This window comes from Herbidospora sakaeratensis (assembly GCF_001570525.1).
Taxonomy (GTDB): Bacteria; Actinomycetota; Actinomycetes; order Streptosporangiales; family Streptosporangiaceae; genus Herbidospora; species Herbidospora sakaeratensis.
Genome location: NZ_BBXC01000013.1, coordinates 11,797 through 33,485, shown reverse-complemented (window position 1 = coordinate 33,485; position 21,689 = coordinate 11,797). Strand labels below are relative to the sequence as shown.

The 21,689-nt window shown below is 70.3% G+C and carries 21 protein-coding genes; 8 read left to right on the top strand and 13 right to left on the bottom strand.

What is annotated here, in order from left to right:
- Positions 1-25: 25 nt before the first annotated feature.
- Positions 26-892 (top strand): NmrA family NAD(P)-binding protein, encoded by an 867-nt coding sequence (locus AW271_RS21350; RefSeq protein WP_062339176.1) that lies wholly within the window; start codon positions 26-28, stop codon positions 890-892.
- Here AW271_RS21350 and AW271_RS21345 read toward each other — a convergent pair.
- On the bottom strand, positions 876-2,009 hold the full coding sequence (locus AW271_RS21345) for an aminotransferase class I/II-fold pyridoxal phosphate-dependent enzyme (RefSeq protein ID WP_062339175.1): 1,134 nt from the start codon (positions 2,007-2,009) through the stop codon (positions 876-878). The genes AW271_RS21350 and AW271_RS21345 overlap by 17 nt on opposite strands.
- On the bottom strand, positions 2,006-2,641 hold the full coding sequence (locus tag AW271_RS21340) for a helix-turn-helix transcriptional regulator (protein WP_062339174.1): 636 nt from the start codon (positions 2,639-2,641) through the stop codon (positions 2,006-2,008). Before AW271_RS21340 ends, AW271_RS21345 begins: the two co-directional genes overlap by 4 nt.
- Positions 2,642-2,946: 305 nt before the next feature.
- On the opposite strand from AW271_RS21340, the gene AW271_RS42895 reads away from it, so the two are divergent.
- On the top strand, positions 2,947-3,639 hold the full coding sequence (locus AW271_RS42895; RefSeq protein WP_083977074.1) for a collagen-like domain-containing protein: 693 nt from the start codon (positions 2,947-2,949) through the stop codon (positions 3,637-3,639).
- 119 nt (positions 3,640-3,758) lie between these two features.
- Here AW271_RS42895 and AW271_RS21330 read toward each other — a convergent pair whose 3' ends face one another.
- From AW271_RS21330 to AW271_RS21310, 5 genes are all read right to left on the bottom strand, one after another.
- Entirely contained in the window at positions 3,759-4,361 is a 603-nt protein-coding gene (locus AW271_RS21330) for a superoxide dismutase family protein (protein ID WP_062339172.1), read from the bottom strand.
- 133 nt (positions 4,362-4,494) lie between these two features.
- Entirely contained in the window at positions 4,495-4,686 is a 192-nt protein-coding gene (locus tag AW271_RS21325; RefSeq protein WP_062339171.1) for a hypothetical protein, read from the bottom strand.
- 134 nt (positions 4,687-4,820) lie between these two features.
- Complete coding sequence (locus tag AW271_RS42445) at positions 4,821-8,171, bottom strand: glycosyl hydrolase (protein ID WP_083976994.1); 3,351 nt, start codon at positions 8,169-8,171, stop codon at positions 4,821-4,823.
- Positions 8,172-8,341: 170 nt separating this feature from the next.
- Positions 8,342-9,130, bottom strand: coding sequence for an ABC transporter permease (locus tag AW271_RS21315; protein WP_062339170.1), 789 nt, complete (start codon positions 9,128-9,130; stop codon positions 8,342-8,344).
- Positions 9,127-10,068 (bottom strand): ATP-binding cassette domain-containing protein, encoded by a 942-nt coding sequence (locus tag AW271_RS21310; RefSeq protein WP_062339169.1) that lies wholly within the window; start codon positions 10,066-10,068, stop codon positions 9,127-9,129. The genes AW271_RS21315 and AW271_RS21310 overlap by 4 nt, the downstream gene beginning before the upstream one ends.
- A gap of 67 nt (positions 10,069-10,135) precedes the next feature.
- Here AW271_RS21310 and AW271_RS21305 point away from each other — a divergent pair, with 67 nt between their 5' ends.
- Positions 10,136-10,840, top strand: a complete 705-nt coding sequence (locus tag AW271_RS21305; protein ID WP_245653148.1) for a TetR/AcrR family transcriptional regulator — start codon at positions 10,136-10,138, stop codon at positions 10,838-10,840.
- A gap of 10 nt (positions 10,841-10,850) precedes the next feature.
- On the opposite strand, the gene AW271_RS21300 is transcribed toward AW271_RS21305, so the two are convergent.
- Positions 10,851-11,684, bottom strand: coding sequence for an aldo/keto reductase (locus AW271_RS21300; RefSeq protein ID WP_245653147.1), 834 nt, complete (start codon positions 11,682-11,684; stop codon positions 10,851-10,853).
- A gap of 16 nt (positions 11,685-11,700) precedes the next feature.
- The gene (locus tag AW271_RS21295; protein ID WP_062339454.1) at positions 11,701-12,339 is read right to left on the bottom strand and encodes a TetR/AcrR family transcriptional regulator; all 639 of its coding nucleotides are present in this window, start codon (positions 12,337-12,339) and stop codon (positions 11,701-11,703) included.
- A gap of 73 nt (positions 12,340-12,412) precedes the next feature.
- Here AW271_RS21295 and AW271_RS21290 point away from each other — a divergent pair, with 73 nt between their 5' ends.
- Positions 12,413-12,862: an anthrone oxygenase family protein gene (locus tag AW271_RS21290; RefSeq protein ID WP_245653146.1), complete on the top strand. Its 450-nt coding sequence runs from the start codon at positions 12,413-12,415 to the stop codon at positions 12,860-12,862.
- Between the two features lie 72 nt (positions 12,863-12,934).
- On the opposite strand, the gene AW271_RS21285 is transcribed toward AW271_RS21290, so the two are convergent.
- From AW271_RS21285 to AW271_RS21275, 3 genes are all read right to left on the bottom strand, one after another.
- Positions 12,935-13,834 (bottom strand): hypothetical protein, encoded by a 900-nt coding sequence (locus AW271_RS21285; protein ID WP_062339166.1) that lies wholly within the window; start codon positions 13,832-13,834, stop codon positions 12,935-12,937.
- 166 nt (positions 13,835-14,000) lie between these two features.
- Positions 14,001-14,549 (bottom strand): GNAT family N-acetyltransferase, encoded by a 549-nt coding sequence (locus tag AW271_RS21280; RefSeq protein ID WP_062339165.1) that lies wholly within the window; start codon positions 14,547-14,549, stop codon positions 14,001-14,003.
- Between the two features lie 9 nt (positions 14,550-14,558).
- Positions 14,559-15,599, bottom strand: coding sequence for a Gfo/Idh/MocA family protein (locus AW271_RS21275; protein WP_062339164.1), 1,041 nt, complete (start codon positions 15,597-15,599; stop codon positions 14,559-14,561).
- Positions 15,600-15,779: 180 nt separating this feature from the next.
- On the opposite strand from AW271_RS21275, the gene AW271_RS21270 reads away from it, so the two are divergent.
- From AW271_RS21270 to AW271_RS21260, 3 genes are all read left to right on the top strand, one after another.
- Positions 15,780-17,048, top strand: coding sequence for an ABC transporter substrate-binding protein (locus tag AW271_RS21270; protein ID WP_169806374.1), 1,269 nt, complete (start codon positions 15,780-15,782; stop codon positions 17,046-17,048).
- Between the two features lie 61 nt (positions 17,049-17,109).
- Positions 17,110-17,988: a carbohydrate ABC transporter permease gene (locus AW271_RS21265; protein ID WP_062339162.1), complete on the top strand. Its 879-nt coding sequence runs from the start codon at positions 17,110-17,112 to the stop codon at positions 17,986-17,988.
- On the top strand, positions 17,985-18,818 hold the full coding sequence (locus AW271_RS21260; RefSeq protein ID WP_062339161.1) for a carbohydrate ABC transporter permease: 834 nt from the start codon (positions 17,985-17,987) through the stop codon (positions 18,816-18,818). Before AW271_RS21265 ends, AW271_RS21260 begins: the two co-directional genes overlap by 4 nt.
- A 5-nt stretch (positions 18,819-18,823) precedes the next feature.
- Here the strand turns inward: AW271_RS21260 and AW271_RS21255 are convergent, their stop codons facing one another.
- Positions 18,824-19,576, bottom strand: a complete 753-nt coding sequence (locus tag AW271_RS21255) for a GntR family transcriptional regulator (RefSeq protein WP_062339160.1) — start codon at positions 19,574-19,576, stop codon at positions 18,824-18,826.
- 226 nt (positions 19,577-19,802) lie between these two features.
- On the opposite strand from AW271_RS21255, the gene AW271_RS21250 reads away from it, so the two are divergent.
- Entirely contained in the window at positions 19,803-21,680 is a 1,878-nt protein-coding gene (locus AW271_RS21250; RefSeq protein WP_245653145.1) for a primary-amine oxidase, read from the top strand.
- Positions 21,681-21,689 lie beyond the last annotated feature (9 nt).

The window sequence follows — 21,689 nt, the reverse complement described above, 5'->3', positions numbered from 1 at the left end:
GAAGACCAAGACGGAGGTAACCACGATGTACGCGATCACCGGAGTGACCGGCCACGTCGGCGGCGTGGCGGCGCGGGAGCTGCTGGGCAGAGGAGAGGCGGTGCGGGCGGTGGTCCGCGACGCGGCCAAGGGGGCCGACTGGGCGGCGGCGGGCGCGCAGGTGGCCGTGGCCGACCTGGGCGACCGCGCGGCGCTGGCCGAGGCGTTCCGCGGGTGCGCGGGCGCGTTCGTGCTGCTGCCGACCGATCTGACGGCGGCCGACCCCGACGCCGCCCACCGGGCGCTGGGCGACGCCATCGCGGGGGCGGTGGCCGACAGCGGGGTCCCGCACGTGGTGGTGTTGTCGTCGATCGGGGCCGAGCTGGCCGAGGGCACCGGGCCGATCCGCTGGCTGCACCACCTGGAGAACGTGGTGCGGGCGACCGGCACGCGGGTGACGGCCATCCGGTCGTGGCACTTCCAGGAGAAGGCCGAGATGCTGCTCGGCGCGGTGCTCGGCCAGGGCGTCTACCCGGTGTTCGCCGACTCGGCCGACGTGCCCGTCACCATGGTGGCCACCCGCGACATCGGCGTCCTGACCGCCGACGTGCTGCTCTCCCCCGCCCCGGGCGGCGAGATCGTCAATCTCGAAGGCCCTCGTTACACCGAGCGCCAGGTCGCCGAGGAGCTGTCGGCCGCGCTCGGCCGTCCGCTCCAGGTCGTCACCATTCCCCGGGAGGGGTGGGCCGGGGCGATGGTGGACGCGGGGCTGCCGCCGCGGATCGCGGCGGAACTGGCCGAGCTCTACGACGCCGAACGGCTCGGCCTGTACCGGAACGAGGGCGACCGGACCGTCACCGGCCGGACCGAACTGGCCGAGACCCTGGGCCGGCTGGTCACCTCCCTCGCCTGAGCCAGGCGCGGAAGGCCCCGAGGCCCTCTTCAGGGGCGGCGCGGCCGACGCCGACGCGGAACCGGTCGGCGGGCGCAGGCGTGAGCTCCGACCGGTAGATGCTCGCGGGCAGCAGCAGGACGCCGGCCTCGGCCACGAGGCGGGCGCAGAACTCCTCGACGCCGTCGGGCCCGAGGTAGCGGGGGTAGGCGACGCAGCCGCCGTCGGGCGCGCGCCACTCGAAGAGGTCGGGGAACTCGGCGAAGAACGTGTCGAAGACCGGCACGTTGCGGGCGATCAGGGCCCGGTTGCGGGCCAGGATCGTGTCACGGGCCTTGAGCGCGATCCGGGCCAGCACCTCGCTGGGCGCGGAGTTGCAGATGGTGGTGTAGTGCTTGGCCCGCTCCAGCCGCCCGAGCAGGTCGCGGTCGCGGCAGGCCAGCCAGCCGATCCGCAGGCCCGGCAGGCCCAGCGCCTTCGACGTCACGTTCAGCGACAGGGCCCGCTCCGACAGGTCGGCGGCCTGCGGCAGGGTGCGGGCGGGGTCGCGTTCGAGACCCCGGTAGACCTCGTCGCTGAACAGGTACACGCCGTGCTCGTCGCAGATCCGGGCCAGTTCGGCGAAGTCGCCGGCGGAGACGACCTTGCCGGTGGGGTTGTTGGGGAAGTTGACCGACACGACCCGGGTGTTCGGCCTGATCGCCGCCCTGATCCGGTCGAGGTCCAGGGCCCAGTCGTCGCCGGGGTCCAGGGCCACGCCGGTGACCTCGCACAACGCCAGCGGCACGGTCTCGGCCGCCTGGTAGTTCGGGGTCACCACCACGGCGTGGTCGCCGGCGTCGAGCAGCACGTTCATCGCCAGGTAGAGGGCCTCTTCCGCGCCCGCGAAGCAGAGGACGTCGGCGGCGTCGACCCGGTCGTAGGTTCCCGCGACGGCCTCGCGCAGGGCCGGGTCGCCGTAGGTGGTGGTGTAGCCGAGGGACAGGTTCTCGAACGCGGCCCGGTCGTCGTCGCCGGCCAGCGCCAGCAGGTCGCGCAGCGACATGCTCTGGGCGTCGGAGGCGGTGAGGTGGTGACGTGCGGTGAACTCCCACCGGGAGAAGTACGTCTCGAGTCGGAAGTCGGGCAGCCGGGTCATGCGTGGTCCTTCGGGTTCGGTGCTCTGAGCTCGGCCAGCAGGCCGTAGAGGGTGGATCGGGAGACCCGCAGCGCCCCGGCGACGACCGGGGCGGCGCGGCGCACCGCGAACACCTTGGCCTCCTCCAGCCGGGCCAGCACGGCGAGGCGGTCGGCGCGGGTCAGCCGCTCCACCGGGCGGCCGCACTCGCGTACGTAGGACCCGACGACGTGCTGGACGCGCTCGCTCCAGTCGTGCTCGAACAGCGGCTCCGGCCGCGCGACGGTCGGCGCGCCGAAGGCGGACAACACGGCCGCGGCCTGCTCAAGCGGGCCGCGGTCGAGGTTGACGCACACCACGACCGACGCCCGGCCGTCGGCGTCGCGCAGGATCGCGCTGACCGACGACAGGCGGCGGCCGTCGGCGAGCAGCTTCTCGTAGGGCCCGAACACGTCGGGGGCGGTGGGGTCCAGGCTGTCCAGCTCTCCCAGCGACGACGGATCGCCGGGGCCGCGGGCGCTCATCGGGTTCCAGACGGCCAGGATCCGGTCGGTGCCGGGGTCGTGCAGGACCACTTCGGCGTACGGGCCGAGCAGCGCCGCGACGGCCTGGCACACCGGCGCCCACGTCCGCACCCGGGAGTCGTCGTCCATGGCGTGGACTCTATGTCCAAGCTGGACGGAACGTCCAGTCGGCTTACTTTATCGGACGGCTGACAAATGGTCCGACTTTCTCGTAAGTGAACACCTACTGAATGGTAGCGGTCGATATCGAGCCGTGATATTCGCGCGGTGAACCGAGCCCACAGTTGAACCGTCAACCACACGATCCTCTGCAGAAACGGAGGACGTGTTTTTTCACGGAAGGAATTTCAGTGGCTATCAGGTTGCCGGGCGGACGCACGATCGGGATTTTGACCGTCGGCGCACTCGCGGGTTCGATTTTCGCCGTCGGAAGCATGGCGACCGCTTCTTCGGCTGCTGACACCGTCATCTACGCCTGTGTCAACAAGAAGACCCGGTACGCGCGCATCGTCAACGCGACCACGAAGTGCCGCGCGACCGAGACGAAGGTCACCTGGGGCGGTCAGGGCGCACAGGGCCCGGCGGGCCTCCAGGGCATGACCGGCGCGACCGGCCCCCAGGGCCCGAAGGGCCAGACCGGCCCGCAGGGTCCCAAGGGTCAGACCGGCGCGGCCGGACCGCAGGGCGTCAAGGGCGAGACCGGCCCCGCCGGCCCGCAGGGCCCGAAGGGTGAGACGGGTGCGACCGGCCCGGCCGGCGCGAAGGGCGAGAAGGGCGAGACCGGCCCCGCGGGCCCGGCCGGCCCGGCGGGCGCGAAGGGCGCCGACGGCCGCAACGGCGCCGACGGCAAGGACGGCAAGGACGGCACGTCCGCCGGCGTCACGCCGGTCATCAAGACCGGCACCGAGAAAACGGTCGAAAGCAGCTCGGACATCACCTTGACCTGGTGCGACGCGGGCAAGAAGGTCGTCGGCGGCGGCTATGAGATCGCCTCCGGGACCGACAACGTCAAGAACGTGTCCATGAACAAGCCCGTCATCAACGGCAACACCACCGGCTGGGCGGTTCGGGTCACGCTCGAACACAAGAAGAGCGCCACGCTCAAGGTCTACGCCATCTGCGTCTGACCTGACGCGCGAAAAGCCCTTCCGGCTCGACCGGAAGGGCTTTTTCTTTAGCAGCGGTTCTCCTTGGCCGAAGGCCGTCCGGGCGGCCGACGCGGGTGATGCCGCTCCGGTCGGAACACCTAACCCTTGGCGATCACGCCGCAGGCGATGCGGCCGCCCGAGTCGCCCGCTTTCAGGGTCTCGGCGTCGGGGCCCTTCTGGCCCGTCTGGTTCTGGTAGCGGTCGGGGATGTTCGCGTGGTTGTCGGCCAGGGCGTGGATCATGATGGAGCTGCCGTCCACGTCGAACAGCTGGGCCACCTGGAAGCGGTCGGTCACCGCCGAGGCGGTGCCGGTGCCGTCGGCGCCGACCAGCAGGTTGGGCAGGTCTCCCGTGTGGTGGTCGTGCGAATGGGAGCCGAGGTCGAAGTGGCCGCCCGCGCTGAAGAAGGGGCTGCCGGTGGCCGGGTCCTTCGACTCGGGGTCGCAGACGCCCTTGGCGTGCACGTGGAAGCCGTGGTAGCCGGCCGGCAGGTTCGTCACGCCGACCGTGACCTTCGACTTGCCGTTTCCGGCGTCCTCGATCTGGAGCGAGCCGACCGTCTGGCCCTGCACGTTCTTGATGACGGCGCCGGCGGGCACGCCGCTCTGTCCGGGCTTCAGCACGCCCAGCGCGGTGACGCCGACCATGACGGCGCCGACCCCCAGCGGGACGACCAGCGGCAAACGGGCCTTACTCAGCATCAGCGGTCTCCCGGTGTGGGTTTCTCCGATCAAGGAGAGAGGTTCCCACCGAAATGTCCGCTTTCTCGGCGCCGAAGGCAAAGGTTCCCGAAGGCCGTCTCTCCCCCGGAGAGACGGCCCCCGGTCCCGGGCGCTAGAAGCCGGGCGCCCAGAGGGCCCAGACGCTGCCCGACGGGTAGCAGCTGTACCAGGGCCAGACACCGCCGAGACCGCGCTGCCCGGCGGCCTCGCACGCGGTGCTGCTGGAGTAGTAGCCGACGACGCCGGCGTGGGCGGGCGTGGCGGTGAGGGTGACGGCGGTCAGGCCGAGCGCGATGATCCCCATCCGAAGAGCACGTCTTCTCACTAGGCTTCCTCTCCGAAAATAAAAAGAAACTTTCCTAAGAGATAAGCCAGGACGGGGGATCTGACAAGAGGGACGGCGGCGGTCCGCACGTGCGGACCGCCGCCGTCATGGGATTACGCGAAGGGCAGCCTGACGACGGTCTGGTTGCCGATCCCGACGTTGGTCGTGGTGGAGCCGATCGCGCTCCAGATCTCGACCCGCACCGAGCCGTTCGCCAGGTTGCCGAGCGCACCGGTGGCGCTCTTCACGCCGGCCGCCTGGGTGTAGTGCTCATACCCGGCCACCGGGTCGGTGGCGAAGTAGGTGTAGGTCTCCACCCGGTCCCAGCTGCCGTTGCCGGTCAGGTCGTAGGAGACCCTGACCTGGGTGGCGTTGCCGACGTTGGTCCCGGCGTCCACGAACACGTCGAACGTGGTGGCCGCGCCGCCGTACGTCGCGGTCAGGCCGGTCGCGGTGTAGACGGCGGCGTTGGTCGGCACGCCGTCGCGGTTGCCGTTGGCCGCCGCCAGCGTGACCGCGCCGGCCGCGCCCGTCGTCCCCGGCAGGGTGCCGTTCGACTGCGGGTAGCGGTTGGCGGAGAACGGGCCGCCCGGTGAGGGTGAGGGGCTGGGCGACGGGCTGGTCGGGCAGCCGCCCCCGTACACCTGGAACTCCCACAGCGAGTAGCCCCAGGCGGTGCCGCGCGCCGTGCCGTAGACCCGCACGTATCGGCCCGTCCCCGACACGGTCAGGTTGTCCGTGCCGCCGTCACCGGTGGTGGTGGTGTAGATGTCGGTCCAGGTCGTCCCGTTGGCGGAGGTCTGGATCTGGTACGACCGCCCGTAGGCCGCCTCCCAGTTCAGCTGCACCCGCGAGATGTTCTGCGTCGAGCCGAGGTCGACCTGGATCCACTGCGGGTCGCTGAACGCGCTGGCCCAGCGGGTGGCCGCGTTGCCGTCGACCGCCAGGCCGGCGGTGTAGGCGGCCTCGACGCTCGACGAGGTGGCCGGACGGCCCTGCGAGAGCAGGTTCGTGGCGCACGGACTCGGCGAGGGCGACGGGGACGGCGACGGGCTGGGCGACGAGGTGCCGCCGCCGGACGCGTTGCCGCCGCTCCAGGTGAACAGGCCCGAGGTGACGGTCTTGCCGGCCGGCGCGGTCAGCGTCGTGCCGTTGGAGAAGGTCACCGTGAGCGGGGAGCTCGTGATGTTGGAGGCGACGTAGGTGCGCGTCCCGTTCTTGACGAACACCTTCGCCAGCGGGTGGTTGGCGGTGACCGTCGTGTCGACCGTGCCGAGTGAGGCGAGGTTGCGCAGCCAGTGGAAGGTGTGCGCCTTGCTCTCGCCCTCCTCCGAGGTGAAGTTCGGGTTGGCCTGGAAGGCCGCCAGCGCGGCCGGTCCGTCGGCGAGGGCCCGGAACTCCTGGATGATGTCCTGCCAGACCGTCGGCGGGCCGCCGTTGTTGGTGACCAGCTCGTTGTAGTTGATCAGGACGTTCGAGGGCCACTCGCCGAGGTAGAAGTGGCCGCCGGTGATCGGCAGCATGTTGATGCCCTGGATCATCTCGGGCTCGCCGCTGAACCAGGTGGCGTACGCGCCGCCGGAGCCCCAGACCATGCCGACCGTGTTGTGGCCGAAGGCCGCCGGGAAGTTCTGGTTGCGCACGTCGAACCAGTACTCCTGGATCGCCGCGCTCTGGGTGGCGTAGATGAACACGCCGGCGTCGCGGACGGCGGTGTTGCCGGTCGCCTGCCCCCACTGGATCAGGGCGTTGGCGAAGTTCATGCCCTCCGACGACGACTCCTGGTTGTTGCCGGAGCCGAACGCGCCGTGCCCGGCCGCCCAGTCGTGGCCCGCGTAGATGTCGAAGTCACGCAGGTAGGGGAAGCGGGTGTCGTTGCGGTCGTAGTTGTTGGCGTCCCGGATCAGCAGGTCGACCATGCCGCCGTACTGCGCGTTGGTCGCCCAGGTCGGGTCGAACTTGGCCAGCGTCGCCGCGGCGGCGATGTAGTAGCCGTAGTGGAAGTGGTGGTCGTTCAGCTCCAGGTCGGAGCCGTAGGAGGCCGGGTAGCCGAGCAGGGTGCCCCAGGCCTGGTTGTAGTAGAAGACGCGGCTGGTCTTGCCGGAGCTGGCGGTGAACCAGTCGTTGAGCCGGGTCCTGATCCGGTTGAGCGCCGAGTCGCGGACCGAGGTCAGGTTGAGCTGGTCGGCGATCTCGGCGATGCGCGCCGCCCGGCCCAGGCCCTTGCCGGTCCAGTAGGTGTCGTCGCCGAGGCCCGCCGTGGGGTCGCCCAGCTCGGCGTTCAGGTAGTTGGTGATGGTGGTCAGGTCGCCGCCGGAGTTGTCGGCGACCGCCGGGATCTCGGGCAGCACGCCCTGGAACTTCATCGTCGTGCTGAACGAGCCGCCGGTGACGACCTTCATCTGGCCACGCGCCGACACGTAGGTCTCGGCCAGCGGGGTGGAACCGGTCAGGTAGTTCCACTGGTGCGGGTAGAGCGCGATGACGGTGCCGCTCGCGCCGCCCTCACGGGCCGTGGTGGTGAAGGTGTACGTGGTGCTGACGTTCGCGTTCCCGGGGTTGTACGAGTAGGACACCCGGGTGCCGGTCACGTGCGCGTGGGCGTACTGCGCGTAGGTGTTCGCCAGGCTGGTGCGGGTGGCGGCCGGGGTCGACGGCGTGGTCGGCAGGACGGCGACCGAGAAGTAGTTCTGGCCGTTCAGCGTCGAGGTGATGCTGGTGCCGCTGACCGTCCAGGTCGAGCCGCTGGGGGCGAAGCCCAGGTAGTCCTTGCCGTTGACGGTGAACCCGATGGTCCCGCCGCTGTTCGACCACACGGTCGGCGTGCCGCTGGTGGTGATCTGGGCGTTGCCGCCGGTCTTGGTGAAGTAGGCGAAGGGCAGGCCGTGACCGATGGTGGCACGAAGGGTCCGGGTGCCGTCGCTCCAGTACGGGGAGACCGTCCAGTCGGTCCAGCCGTCCACCTTCGTGTCCGGGGAGTTCAGGCCGGTGACGCCGACCAGGATGTTCTGCACGTACGGGTAGTGGTACTCGCCCACGCCGGTCGCGGTGCCGGTGATCGTGGCGGTGGTGTTGTACGAGAAGCCGAGCCCGCCGGCGAAGGTGTCGTAGGAGGTCGGGTGCGCGTGCAGCGGCTCGCTGTAGGCGCAGTCGAACCGCTTCCAGAGCAGCGACGACCACCAGTCGTTGGTGGGGACCGCGCCGGCGGGGGCGTTGGCGGTGACGTAGAGACGCGGGTTGGTCGACAGGGATCCGCAGCCGGACGGCAGCGCGCGACCGGCGGGCAGCGTGTCGGCGTACGATCCGGCGCCGACCGTGCCCGCCTGCGCGGCGGGCGTGCTGGCCACGAACGCGAGCATCGCGGCGATCATCGCCAGCACGACGCTGACCACGAGCGACCGCGACGCGGGGCGGCGGCCGGGCGGCGAGGTGCCGGGTAACTGAGCCCCGATGGGCTGGTCCATTCTTCCTCCGTGGGGGACGACCTGGCGGTGTGCGTTGGGGGGTGAGGTCTGAGGGGACCGCTTCTCTCCACTAACGCAGAGAGCGCTCTCTGCGCGGAAACTAGTGCCCGAAACGCCGCTCGTCAATGTTTCTGACTGATTACCCGGGCGTTAATCTCTCCCGGTGCAGGTCAGAGCGAGAGCGCTCTCAGCGACAGCGGGACGAAGATCGCGAGCAGCGCGGCCGACCAGAGCAGGACGGCGGCCACCGGGTGTGCGAGCGGCCACGCCGCGTCGGGGCCCGGCGCGCCCGGGTTGCCGAACAGCTCCCGCGCGGCGGCGGTGAGCGCGCTCACCGGGTTCCAGTCGGCCAGCAGGCGCAACCAGCCCGGCATGCCGCCGGTCGGCACGAACGCGTTCGACACCATCGTGACCGGCAGGGCCAGTGGCACCAGCGCGTCGGCGACCCGCTCGTCCCGGACCACCAGGCCCGCGTAGACGCCGGCCCAGCCGAGGGCGTAGCGCAGCACGGCCATCAGCGCGAACGCCTGGACCGTGGCGACCGGCCCGAGGTGCGGCCGCCAGCCGGCCAGCAGGCCCGCGCCCGCCATGACGGCCAGCATCAGCAGCCCGATCAGCACGTCGGCGCCGGTCTGCCCGAACGGCACCGCCGATCGGGCCATCGGCATCGAGCGGAACCGGTCCATCACCCCGCGCGAGGCGTCGGCGGCGGTGCGGGTCAGCACCCCCATCAGCGAGGAGAAGGTGACCATGGCGAACAGGCCGGGCATCAGGTACTCGCGGTAGTCGCCGCCGCCCGGCACCCCGATCGCGCTGCCGAAGACGTAGCCGAACAGCACCACCATGACGGCCGGGAACAGCAGCGCCGCGACGAGTTCGCCGGGGTCGCGCCGCAACCGGCCGAGCTCGCGGCCGACCAGGGTCAGCCCGTCGGCGAGCGCCCACCGCAGGCGGGTCATCGGGCCGCCTCCGTCCGGTCGGTGAGGCGCAGGAACACCTCGTCGAGGGTGGGACGGCGCAAACGCACGTCGGCGGCGTCGACCCCGGCCCGGTCGAGTTCGCGCACGATCCCGGCCGGTCGCAGGCCGCCCGGGAGGGCGACGCTGAGCCGGTCGTCGCCGGTGGCCCTGGGCTCGGCGCCCGCCAGCCGGGTCAGCACGGCCGCCGCCCGGGGCAGGTCGGCGGGGTCGTCGACGACGACGTCGAGGCGGTCGCCGATCGTGGCCTTCAGCTCGTCGGGGGTGCCGGTGGCGATCACCCGCCCGTGGTCGACGACGACGACGTCGTCGGCCAGCCGGTCGGCCTCGTCGAGGTACTGCGTGGTGAGCAGCACGGTCGTGCCGTCGGCCACGAGTTCGCGCACGGCGTCCCAGATCTCGCCCCGGCTGCGCGGGTCGAGGCCGGTGGTGGGTTCGTCCAGGAAGAGCACCTGGGGGCGGCGGACGAGGCTGGCGATCAGGTCGAGGCGGCGGCGCAGGCCGCCGGAGTAGCCGGCCACCCGCCGGTCGGCGGCCTCCGCCAGGCCGAAGCGGTCGAGCAGCTCGTCGGCCCGCCGGTGCGCCTCGCGCCGGGACAGGTGGGACAACCGCCCGAACATGCGCAGGTTGCCGCGCCCGGTGAGCTTCTCGTCGACGGCGGCGCGCTGGCCCGCGAGCCCGATCCGGGCGCGCACCTCCCCGGCCGCCCGGACGACGTCGTGCCCGGCGACGCGCGCGTGCCCCGCGTCGGGCACGGCCAGGGTCGCGAAGACGCGCACCGCCGTCGTCTTCCCCGCGCCGTTGGGCCCGAGCACCCCGCAGACCGTTCCCTCCCGGACGTTCAGATCCAGCCCCCGCAGCGCCCGGACGTCGCCGAAGGACTTGCGCAGCCCTTCGGCGACCACGATCGGATCAGCCATGACCCCTCCACTGAGTACGTCGTACGCATTTGCGGGCCAGGCTAGGTCACCGAGTACGATGTACGCAATGAGCATCTGGACGTCGCCCGAGCGCCCCGCCCGGGGACCGAAACCGGTCTACAGCCGTGCCCGGATCACCGAGGCGGCGATCCGGATCGCCGACGCCGAGGGGCTGGAGGCCGCCACCATGCGGCGCATCGCCGCCGAGATCGGCGCGGGCGCGATGTCCCTCTACCGGTACGTCCCGAGCCGCGACGACCTGATCGAGCTGATGGCCGACCGGCTGACGGGCGAGATCGACCTCACGGGCGTGCCCTCGGGCGACTGGCGGGCCGACCTGACCCGCTACGCCGACGAGCTGCGGGCCATGTGGCGGCGGCACCCGTGGATCGCCGCCGTGCCGCGCTCACTCCCCGGCCTGGGCCCCAACCAGCTGCGGCTGATCGAACGGCTGATGGGCGTGCTCGACCCGCACGTCCCCATCGACGAGAACCTCGGCCTAGTGGGCCTGCTCAACGGCTACGTCGAGGGCGCCGTCCGCGAGGAGATCGGCGCGGCCGAGGAGCTGCGCCGCAGCGGGCTGAGCGAGCCGGAGTGGATGGCGCGCAACCACGCGCACGTCGACCGCCTGGTGAAGAGCGGGGACCACCCGATCTTCACCAAGATCGTGATGGAGGCGCGCCGCCCCCACCTCAGCCGCGACGACCAGTTCCGGCACGGGCTGCGGCGCGTCCTCGACTGCGTCGCGGCGGCGCTCCCGCCCGCGACGTAGCCGCGCGTGGTCAGTGGCCGAACGCGTCGGAGTCGACGGCCGCCGACTCGCCCTGGTCGAGGGCGCTGATCGCGGCGACCTGCTCCGGGGTGAGGGCGAAGTCGAAGACCGCGAGGTTCTCGCGGAGACGGTCGGGGTCGGCCGACTTCGGAATGGCGACCAGGCCCAGCTCCAGGTTCCAGCGGAGGATCACCTGCGCCGGCGACCGGCCGATCTCCTCGGCGATGGCCCCGATCACCGGCTGGCCCAGGACGTCGGCGCCCTGCCCGCCCAGCGGCGACCACGACTCGGTCACGATGCCGTGGGCCCGGTGGTAGGCGCGGGCCTCGTCGCGGGTGACCGCGGGGCTGAGCTGGATCTGGTTGACGTCGGGCACCACGCCGGTCTCGGTGATGACGCGGTCGAGGTGGGCCGGCTTGAAGTTCGAGGTGCCGATCGCCCTGAGGCGGCCGTCCTGCAGCAGGTCGACGAGGCCCTCGTAGGCGGCGACGTAGCGGTCGAGGCCCGGGTTGGGCCAGTGGATGAGCAGCAGGTCGGCGTAGTCGAGGCCGAGGCGGTCGAGACTGGCGTCGTACGCCTGCGGGACCAGGTCGCGGCCGTGCCAGTGGCGGTCGAACTTGGTGGTGACGAACAGGTCCTCGCGGGCGACGCCCGCCGCCTTGATGCCCCGGCCGACGCCGACCTCGTTGCCGTAGGCCTCGGCCGTGTCGATGAGCCGGTAACCGGCCTCGATCGCGGTGGCGACGGCGCGTTCGGCCTGGGCGTCGTTCATGGGCCAGGTGCCCAGGCCGATTCGCGGCATGTCGGCGCCGTGGGCCAGCCGGACGGCAGGAGTCGTGATCACGGCCGCAGTCTAGGCGTCAGGCCAGGAGGGTGTCGCGAAGCACGCGGGCCAGCCAGTCGCGGCATTCCTCCGGCGTCCAGCCGGCGACCTCCGTCAGGTGCTCGAACACCTCCAGGGAGGTCAGCGCGTAGAGGTGGGCGGCGGCCCGCTCGACGGTCAGGCCCTCGCGCAGCGCACCGGCCTCCTTCAGGTGGGCCGCCGGGCCGTGGCTGCCGGTGAGGCGCTGCCGTTCGGTGGCGGCCAGCAGGTCGGCCAGGCCGGCGTCGGCGGAGGCCGCGGCGCGCAGGACGCGGTGGACGGGACCGACCCGCTCGTAGATCTCGACGGCCATCGCCGCGTAGGCGGCCAGCTTCTTCACCGGGTCGGGTTCGGCGATGATCGCCCGGACCTGGGGGCGTTCGCTCTGCGGCACCGGCTCGGCGTCGCCGGCCAGGGTGACATCCCAGACCAGTTTGGCCAGGCCCGGCTTGCCGCCCGGGCTGGAGGTGTAGAGCGTCTGCACCACCACGCCCGCCGCCCGCGCGACGTCGGCCATGGTCGTGGCGGCGTAGCCGCGTTCGAGCATGAGGGTCCGGGCCGCCGCGGCGATGCGCTCCCTGGTGGCGCGCGCGTTCTCCTGGCGGACGCCGCTGACGTACCGGCGCTTCTGGTTCATGACGGTCACCCACACATTGACTTTAATCGATTCAAATGAAATGGTGCGCTTCCAGTCGATTATGGGGGTGCCGATGTTCGAAGCCGTCCGGACCGGGGCGACGGCCCTGCTGGGGGTGTTCGCCGGCGGGCTCGTGTTCACCGCGCTCGCGCCGTCGTTGCGGTCGCTGCCGGGCCCCGACTACGTGCGCTACTGGCAGGGGCTGAACGCCGACTACGGGCGGTCCATGCCGGTGCTGCTGCTGACGTGCCTGGCGCTGCTGGTGGCGACGTGCGTGCTGGGCTACGCGCGCGGCGGGCCGGGGTTCTGGCTGAGCGCCGGCGCGGCGGTTCTGGTCGTCGCGGTGATCGTGCTCACGGTGACGCGGCTCGACGCGCTGAACCGGCTGGCCGACTCGTGGAATCCCGACCTGCTGCCGGTCGATTGGGCGCGGGCCCGGACGGAATGGTGGAACCTCCATCTCGTCCGCACGGCGATGGCCGTCGCCGGATTCCTCCTCCTGCTGCTCGCCCGGGCGCGGTAATTCATCGCCGGCAATTGCCGGAGAAACAGCGGAGCCCTTTCACGGGAAAAGGGCTCCGCTTTCTCAAAAGGTTCAGCCCGGCGGGAAGGCGCCGTTCTTGGCGACCGGCAGGGCCAGCTGGCTGGCGCCGGTCAGCACGGCCTGTTCGGCCGGGAGATTGGCCAGGACGGGGTTGATGTGCCGCAGGGTCAGCCCGACCTGGGGCGTGGCGGCCACGCTCAGGTCGAACTTCTCCAGGTCGATCCAGCGGATGATGTTCAGGACGTCGGCGGGAATGGTGTCACCGGCCTTCTGCACCGGCACGCAGAGCTGGCGGGCGAAGCCGACCACGGCGGCGTGGTTCGGGATGATCGGCACCAGCACGGGGTTGAGCTGGCGCAGGCCGAGCTGCGTGTTCAGCGAGGTGTTCGGCGTGATGCCGTAGCACTTCAGGTCGATGTGCCGGACCAGCCGCAGGATGTCGGCGGGCGGGACCGCGTTGTTCTTGACCACCGGCACGCAGAGCTGCTGCGGGCTGGTCATCGTGATCTGGGTGCGCGGGTAGGTCTGGAACAGCGGGTTGAGGTGGCTTAGGACCAACCCGGTGTTCACGGTGACGCCCGAGATCCGGTAGCACGACAGGTCGATGAAGCGGAGGAAGTCGAGCGCCGGCGACGGCGGCACCTGGTTGTTCTTGGCGACCGGGACGCAGAGCTGCTCACGCGGGCCGAGCGTGACGGTCTCGATCGGCAGGTTCGACAACACCGGGTTCAGGTGCCGGAGCGTGAGCACGGTGGCCGGCGGCTGGTACTGGCTGGTCTTGAAGCATTCCAGGTCGAGGTACGCGGTCAGGTCCTTCGGCGTCGGCAGCGTGGCCGCGGCGACGGGCGGCGCGGCGAGGAACGCCACGGAGAGCATGGCGACGGTGGCGGACGCGACGCGCCGGAACATCGATTTCCGGCGCTTGTGCATTCCGATTACGGCTCGGTCCATTGCGGCTCCAAGAAATGAGGGGTCAGGCCTCCTTGACCCTGAGTGTGAGCCGCGGTCGACGCCATTTCAATTTGCCGTCGTCACTTTTTTTCGCACGCGATTTCCGGACCGGCGCGCACGGCAGTTAACATCACGCAGAAAGCGTTGTGATATTTCAAATGACGCCCTAGACCTCGGGCAGCGTCGAGTCGGGGGTCCACGGGGCCGGTGCGGTGATCGCCCAGCGTTCGTGGTCGCGCCAGGCGCCGTCGATGTAGAGGTAGTCGGGCGACAGGCCCTCGTACCGGAAACCCAGCCGCCGGACCAGCGCCAGCGACGCCGCGTTGCCCGGCTGGATGTTGGCCTCCAGCCGGTGCAGCCGCAGTTCCCCGAAGGCGTGCCGCAGGGTGAGGGTGAGGCCCTCGGTCATGTACCCGCGTCCGGCCGACGGCGCGAACGCCGCGTAGCCGATGGACGCGCCCTGGTAGCGCCCTCGGATGATCGAGTTGACGTTGACCACGCCGACGGCGGCGCCGGTCTCCCTGACCCGGATCAGGAAGCCGAGGTTGGCGCCGTCGGCGAAGCGGGTCATCCAGGCGTGGAACGCCTCGGGGGTGGCGGGCAGCTGCATCCACGGATGGTGGAGCTCGGCGCTCGCCGCGACGAGCGAGCAGAACTCGTCCTGGTCGGCGACGGTGAAGGGGGACAGTTCCACCCGTGACGGCATTTCGGACATGCAGGCACCCTAGGGCCTGTGCTGAACCGGCTCCCAGCGGCCCGTCTTCATCGACAGGTAGCAGGCGTCGATGATCCGGTTGACCACCACGCCGTCGTCGAAGGTCTCCAGCGGCGTCTCCCCGGCGGCGAACCGGTCGACGAAGTGCCGCATCTGCTGCGAGAAGCCGTACGCCCGGGTCTCCTCCGGCACCGGGTAGACCCAGCCGGTGTCCGCGTCGGCCTTCTCCACCAGGTAGCCGACGGGCTGGGTGATGAAGCCCCATACGGGCGTCGAGGCGGTGTCGGTGACCAGGCGGCCGGCGCTGCCGACGAACTCGTGCCGCAGCTGCATGCCGCCCTTCTCCACCCACGACGACTCGATCGAGGCGACCTGGCCGCCGGCGAACTTCAGCAGCGCGATGGCGGTGTCCTCGCCGGTGGTCTTGTCCCGGTGGGCCAGCGTCGCGCCCCAGGCGAAGACCTCGACGACCGGGTTGTCCTTGCCGAAGAAGTGCCGGGCCGACTCGACCGTGTGGCAGCCCATGTCGAGCAGCGCGCCGCCGCCCGCGGTCTCGGCGTCCCAGAAGTGGGGGGCGTGCGGGCCGGAGTGGCCCTCGCGGGCGCGCATCCAGAGCACGTCGCCGATGCCGCCGGCCTCGACGATCTCGTGGGCCTTGGCGATGTTGGGCGAGAAGACCGAGCTCTCGGCGTAGCCGTGCCAGACGCCGGCCTCGGTCACCACCTTGAGGATCTCCTCGGCCTCGGGGCCGGTGCGCGCGAGCGGCTTGGTGCACACGACGCCCTTGCCGGCGGCGGCCACCTGCCGCACCGCCTCCAGGTGCACCTCGTTCGGCAGGGCGACGACGACGAGGTCGACGGCCGGGTCCTCGCAGAGCGCCTTCATGGTCTCGTGTGGTCTCGTGTTGCGTCCCGGTCGGGCGGCGAAAGCGGCGGCCCTCTCGGGGGATCGGGAGTAGTGCGCGACGAGCTCCGCACCCTTCACGTCGTCGAGTGCGTCGGCGTAACACTCGCCGATAAACCCTGCACCGAGCAGGCCGACACCGATCATCTGGTCCTCCGGACGCGGTTCCAGGCGGCAAAGGGCACGCCGTGGTTCGAAAGGTAGCATCACCGTAAACCAAAGCAATACCTCTTGTTACCACCCAGGTCGTCTGTGTACGCTTCCGCATCAAACGAAGCGAGAGGCAAGCCCATGCATGCAATACGTGCATCCGTTGCGTTGGTCGCGGTGGCGGCTGCCGTCCTGACCTCGGCCTGTGCGCCGTCGGCGACACCCGTGACCACCGGCGGCGGTACCGCCCCGGCCGCCGCCGGCGAGAAGACGGTGCTGACCCTGGGCAGCTGGCGGACCGAGGACCTGGCGATGTGGGAGGACGAGATCCTCCCCGCCTTCGAGAAGTCCCACCCGGACATCGACGTGAAGTTCGCGGCCACCAACACCAACGAGTACAACGCGGCGATCCAGTCGCAGGTGGACGGCGGCACCGGCCCCGACCTCATCACCTGCCGGCCCTACGACGTGAACCGCTCGTGGATCAAGAAGGGCTACTTCGAGAAGCTCGACGGCAAGCCGATGCTCGACTCGTTCGAGCCGCTCGCGCTCGACCCGTGGTCGGACGACGCCGGCAGCCGCTACTGCCTGCCCACGGCCGCCGTGCTGGCCGGCTTCTACTACAACAAGGACATCTTCGCCGAGCTCGGCCTCCAGGTGCCGACCACCCAGGACGAGTTCCTGGCGGTGCTCAAGAAGATCAAGGACAACGGCAAGTACACGCCGCTCGCGGTCGGCTCGTCGGAGTCGTGGCAGCTGGCGTACAACGGCCTCTACAGCATCGGCCCGGTCTACTGGAAGGGCGAGGAGGGCCGGCAGGGCCTCATCAAGGGCACCAAGAAGGTCACCGACCCCGAGTTCCAGAAGGCCTTCGACGCGTTCGCCGCGTGGAAGCCCTACCTGCCCAAGGGCTTCGAGAGCCTGAAGTACCCCGACATGACGCAGCTGTTCACGCTCGGCAAGGCGGCGATCCTGCCCGACGGCTCGTGGAACATCAACCAGGTCGCCGTCGACGGCCTCAACGTGGGCGTCTTCGGCCCGCCGGCCGACGTCGCGGGCGGTCAGCGTTACCTCCAGGAGATGCCCGACATGGCGATCGGCATCAGCGCGGCCAGCAAGAACAAGGCCGCCGCCGAGGAGTTCCTCGCCTGGACCGCCACCCCCGAGTTCCTTGAGCTGTACGTCAACAAGCTGCCCGGCTTCTTCTCGATGGCCAAGCAGCCCGTGACGTACACCAACCCGCTCGCGCAGGCGTTCGCCGACCTGAAGAACGGCGCGCAGCTCACCCCGCGCCTCGGCCTCGACCGCCTCAGCGCCGGCACTCCCCCGTTCGACGACGAGGTGTGGCGGGTGCTCCAGCTCATGCTCAACGAGGACCTCAGCACGCGGCAGGCGACCGAGGAACTCCAGAAGGGCCTGGCCAGCTGGTACACGCCACAGCAGTGAGAACCGTGCCGGGCCCCCTCCCTCGGGGCCCGGCACCCTTCTGCGATCCGAAAGGCACGTCTTGAACCGGGCCCACTACCGCTACTTCCTCGTGTTCACCCTGCCCGCGCTCGCGGTCTACGTGGTGTTCGCGGCGCTCCCGCTGGTGAACTCCATCTGGTACAGCCTGTACGACACCGACTCGGGCGTCGCCAGGTTCGTCGGCCTGGAGAACTACGTCTACCTGTTCACCAACCCGACGACCAGCGAGCGTTTCTGGAACGCGCTGACCAACAACCTGGAGTTCTTCGCCATCCACCTGCTCGTGGAGGTGCCGCTCGGCCTGCTGCTGGCCGCGCTGCTCACCTCCGGCAGGCTGCGCCGGTCGACGGGCCTCTACCGGACGTTGTTGTTCATCCCGACCACGTTGTCGGTGGTCATCGTCGGCTTCGTGTGGCGGCTCATCATCAACCCGCTGTGGGGCCTGGTCGACTTCCCGCTGCTCGGCGACGAGCGCACCGCGCTGCCGACCATCTCGCTGATGTCGGTCTGGCAGTACGTCGGCATCCCCATGATCTTCCTGTACGCCGCCCTGCTGGCCGTGCCCAACGACGTGCTGGAGGCCGCCCGGGTCGAGGGATCGGGCGCCTGGTCGACGTTCTGGCGGGTGAAGTTCCCGCTGATCGCGCCGCAGTTCGGGCTGATCGCGATCCTGACGTACATCTGGACCTTCAACGGGTTCGACCTGGTCTTCGCCCTGAACGGCTCGGCCCCCGGGCCCAACTACAGCACCGACATCCTCGGCACGCTGTTCTACCGCACCTTCTTCGGATCGAGCGGGCAACTCTCCGACCTCGACCTGGGCGCGACGGTGGCCAGCGTGATCTTCCTGATCATCCTGGTCGTCACCGCCGCCTACTTCGGGCTGCTGCACCGCCGTCTCAGGAGTTACGAACTGTGAGAAACAACCGAGACCGCGCCGGGTCGCTCGTGACGCACGCGCTGCTGATCTTCTTCGCGCTGCTCGCGGTCGCGCCCATCCTGGTGATCGTGGTCAACTCGTTCAAGACCACGCAGGGCATCTTCGGCCAGCCGTTCGCGCTGCCGAACGCCGACACCTTCAGCCTCGGCGGCTACGAGCGGGTGTTCACGCGCGGGCAGTTCGTCACCAACTACGGCAACAGCCTCATCGTCACGGTCGGGGCCACGGTCGCCACGCTGGTGCTGGCGACGCTGGCGGCCTTCGCGCTCACCGAGTACAAGGTGCGGTTCGCGCCGCTCGTGGGCGGGTTCTTCGTGCTGGGCATCATGTTGCCGATCCGCCTGGGCACCGTGCCGATCATCAAGACGATGATCTCGTGGCAGCTCATGGACACGCTGGTCGCGCTGATCCTGGTCTACACGGCGATGAGCCTGCCGCTGGCTATCGCGCTGCTCATGACGTACTTCAAGGCGGTGCCGGGCGCGATCAAGGAGGCCGCGCGCATCGACGGCGCGGGCGAGCTGCGCACGCTGTCGATCACGCTGCCGATGGTGCGGCCGGGCCTGGCGGCGGTGGCGTCGGTGACGATGTTGCCGATCTGGAACGACCTGTGGTTCCCGCTCATCCTCGCGCCGAGCAAGGAGAACCAGACGGTGACGCTCGGCGTGCAGCAGTTCGTGGGGCAGTTCCTGAACGACTACCCGGCGCTGCTCGGCGCGCTCACGCTGGGCGCGGTGCCGCTGATCGTGCTGTTCGTGGTCTTCTCGCGGCAGTTCATCCAGGGCCTGAGCGCGGGCATCGGCAAGTGAACGCCTCAGCGCTGGAAGCTGGTGCGCAGCCGGTAGCGGTCGCCGCGGTAGCAGACCGTCGAGGCGAACAGCGGGGTGTCGCTGGCGCTGTAGACGAGCTGGCGCATCACCAGCACCGGCTTGCCGACCTCCAGCTGGAGGTGGCCGGCGAGGTGGTCGTCGGACTCGCGGGCCTCGATGGTGGCGTTGGCGCGGGCCGGGTGGAGGCCGACGGAGGCGATCTGCTCGTAGAGGGAGCCGCCGGTGAAGTCGAGCTCGGCGAAGCCGGGCACCAGCTCGGCCGGGACCTGGGTCAGGTCGAGCGCGGTCGGCACGCCGTTGAGCAGGCGCACCCGCTCCAGCACGAACAGCGGGGTGCCGGGCGCGATGGACAACTGCTCGGCCTCGTCGAGGTTGGCCGGCACCACCTCGTGGCGCAGCACGGTGGAGCTGGGCGTCAGGCCCATCTGGCGGGCGGTCTCGGTGAACGACTCGAGGCTGTTGGGCCACTCGCGGGCGGGCGCTCCGGCGCTCGGCGCAACGTACCAGCCCCGGCCGTGGGAGGGGCTGAGGATGCCCTCTTCGACCAGGGTGCGCAGCGCCTTGCGCAGCGTCACCCGGCTGATGCCGAGCCGCTCGCACAACTCCCGCTCGGGGGGCAGCCGGCCGCCCGGCTTCAGCACGCCGGTGCCGAGCTGTTCTTTGATCAGGTTCACCGCCTGGATCCACAGCGGCTCGGGGTGATCGGCGTGGATCGACGTCGACGTCGGGGCGTTCACGTTCGCATTATCGCGGAACCACCCTCCGGTACGCAAACCACAGAAGACCAGATGAGTCCTGGTTTAGCCCGGTCGGATATCCCGACAAACCGGTAGCTGACGGCATGAACAGGCAGGTCGTCCGGCATTAACGGTCACCCGAATCAAGCCATTCGGTATCGCCACGCCTCTATTGGTATGGCGTGGTACACACTTTGGTACTAATCTGGTCATGAGAGGAGTCATCGTGAGGGAACACAGCACACTCCGCGCCGAGGAGATATCGGCGGCGCGCGAGATCCTCGTCCGCGAGGGCCTGCTGAACGAGACGACCCACGTGTCGTACCTGGGCCTGAAGGAGCAGGACAAGCGCGAGCCGGCCGGGCCGCGCGAGTTGCGGGCGATGCTCGTCGACATGGCCGACGGCCGCTCCCACGACGTGGTGGTGCGCCCGGGTGACGCCGCCCTGGTCTCGGCGGTGGAGCTCGACCCGGCGGTCGACGGCCAGGTGCCGGTCATCATGCTGGAGTTCGCGATGGTCGAGGCCATCGTGCAGGCCGACGGGCGCTGGCTTGAGGCGATGCGCCGGCGCGGCCTGACCGACCTGTCGAAACTGCGTGTGCAACCGCTGTCGGCGGGCCGGGCGATGACAGAGGACGAGCGGGGCCGCCGCCTCCAGCGCACCCTGACCTTCCTGCAGAAGGACGAGCACGACCTGCCATGGGCCCACCCGGTCGACGGCGTCGTCGCCTACGTGGACGTCATCGCCAAGACGGTCGTCGAGGTGCTCGACAGCGCGGTTCTGGACGTGCCGCAGGAGGACGGCAACTTCCACCTTCCGTCCTTCGCCGGACCGGCGAGGGAGGGCCTGAAGCCGATCGAGATCACCCAGCCGCACGGCCCCAGCTTCACCATCGACGACGACCAGGTGCTCGACTGGCTCGGCTGGAAGGTCCAGGTCTGCTTCGACTCGCGCGAGGGCCTGGTGCTGCGCGACCTGTCGATCAACGACCGGAAGGTCGTCGACCGGGCCTCGATCGCCGAGATGGTCGTCCCGTACGCCGACCCGAGCCCCCAGCGCTGGTTCCAGACCTTCTTCGACGGCGGCGAGTACCTGCTCGGCAACTTCGCCAACTCCCTCAAGCTCGGCTGCGACTGCCTCGGCGAGATCACCTATCTGGACGCCGTGGTCGCCGACAACGCGGGCAACCCGCGCGTGATCCCCCAGGCGATCTGCATCCACGAAGAGGACGCCGGGGTGCTCTGGAAGCACACCAGCCACTTCACCAATTCGAGCGAGGTGCGCCGCAACCGCCGCCTGGTGATCTCCTTCTTCGTCACCGTCGGCAACTACGACTACGGCTTCTACTGGTACCTCTACCTCGACGGCACGATCGAGCTGGAGGTCAAGGCCACCGGCGTCGTGTTCACCTCGGGCCACCCGAACCCCGGCGGCGACTACGCCTACGCCACCGAGGTCGCCCCCGGCCTGGGCGCCCCGCACCACCAGCACCTGTTCAGCGCCCGCCTGGAGATGGCCGTCGACGGCCCCGCCAACTACGTCGAGGAGATCGACGCGGTCGCCGTGCCGCGCGGCCCGGAGAACCCGACCGGCACCGGCATCACCCAGCGGGTCACCCGCCTGCGCAGGGAGAGCGACGCCCCCCGCCTGGCCGACGGCCGGAGCGGCCGGGTCTGGCGCGTCGGCAACCCCGAGGTCCGCAACCGGCTGGGCAAGGACGTCGCCTACGTGCTGCACCCCGAGGGCATGCCGGTGCTGCTGGCCGACACCGAGTCCGACCTGTACGGCCGGGCCGTCTTCGCCGCCGGCCACCTGTGGGTCACCGCCTACGACCCCGCCGAGCTCTATCCGGCCGGCGACCTGGTCAACCAGCACCCGGGCGGGGCGGGCATGCCCGCCTGGGTCGCCGCCGACCGCGACATCGACGGCGCGCCGATCGTGCTCTGGCACACCTTCGGCATGACGCACTTCCCGCGCCCGGAGGACTGGCCGGTCATGCCGGTGGACACCACCGGCTTCAAGCTCAAGCCATCCGGCTTCTTCGGCCGCAACCCGACGCTGGACATCCCGGCGTCCGGCGGCGCCACGCACTGCCATTCGTGACTCATCGAT

Coding starts and splice junctions, on each gene's coding strand:
- AW271_RS21305 (WP_245653148.1), top strand. CDS start 10,136: ATGAGCATCTGGACGTCGCCCGAGCGCCCCGCCCGGGGACCGAAACCG.
- AW271_RS21290 (WP_245653146.1), top strand. CDS start 12,413: ATGTTCGAAGCCGTCCGGACCGGGGCGACGGCCCTGCTGGGGGTGTTC.
- AW271_RS21315 (WP_062339170.1), bottom strand. CDS start 9,130: ATGACCCGCCTGCGGTGGGCGCTCGCCGACGGGCTGACCCTGGTCGGC.
- AW271_RS21330 (WP_062339172.1), bottom strand. CDS start 4,361: ATGCTGAGTAAGGCCCGTTTGCCGCTGGTCGTCCCGCTGGGGGTCGGC.
- AW271_RS21350 (WP_062339176.1), top strand. CDS start 26: ATGTACGCGATCACCGGAGTGACCGGCCACGTCGGCGGCGTGGCGGCG.
- AW271_RS42445 (WP_083976994.1), bottom strand. CDS start 8,171: ATGGACCAGCCCATCGGGGCTCAGTTACCCGGCACCTCGCCGCCCGGC.
- AW271_RS21340 (WP_062339174.1), bottom strand. CDS start 2,641: ATGGACGACGACTCCCGGGTGCGGACGTGGGCGCCGGTGTGCCAGGCC.
- AW271_RS21325 (WP_062339171.1), bottom strand. CDS start 4,686: ATGGGGATCATCGCGCTCGGCCTGACCGCCGTCACCCTCACCGCCACG.
- AW271_RS21295 (WP_062339454.1), bottom strand. CDS start 12,339: ATGAACCAGAAGCGCCGGTACGTCAGCGGCGTCCGCCAGGAGAACGCG.
- AW271_RS21275 (WP_062339164.1), bottom strand. CDS start 15,599: ATGATCGGTGTCGGCCTGCTCGGTGCAGGGTTTATCGGCGAGTGTTAC.
- AW271_RS21285 (WP_062339166.1), bottom strand. CDS start 13,834: ATGGACCGAGCCGTAATCGGAATGCACAAGCGCCGGAAATCGATGTTC.
- AW271_RS42895 (WP_083977074.1), top strand. CDS start 2,947: ATGGCGACCGCTTCTTCGGCTGCTGACACCGTCATCTACGCCTGTGTC.
- AW271_RS21345 (WP_062339175.1), bottom strand. CDS start 2,009: ATGACCCGGCTGCCCGACTTCCGACTCGAGACGTACTTCTCCCGGTGG.
- AW271_RS21310 (WP_062339169.1), bottom strand. CDS start 10,068: ATGGCTGATCCGATCGTGGTCGCCGAAGGGCTGCGCAAGTCCTTCGGC.
- AW271_RS21280 (WP_062339165.1), bottom strand. CDS start 14,549: ATGTCCGAAATGCCGTCACGGGTGGAACTGTCCCCCTTCACCGTCGCC.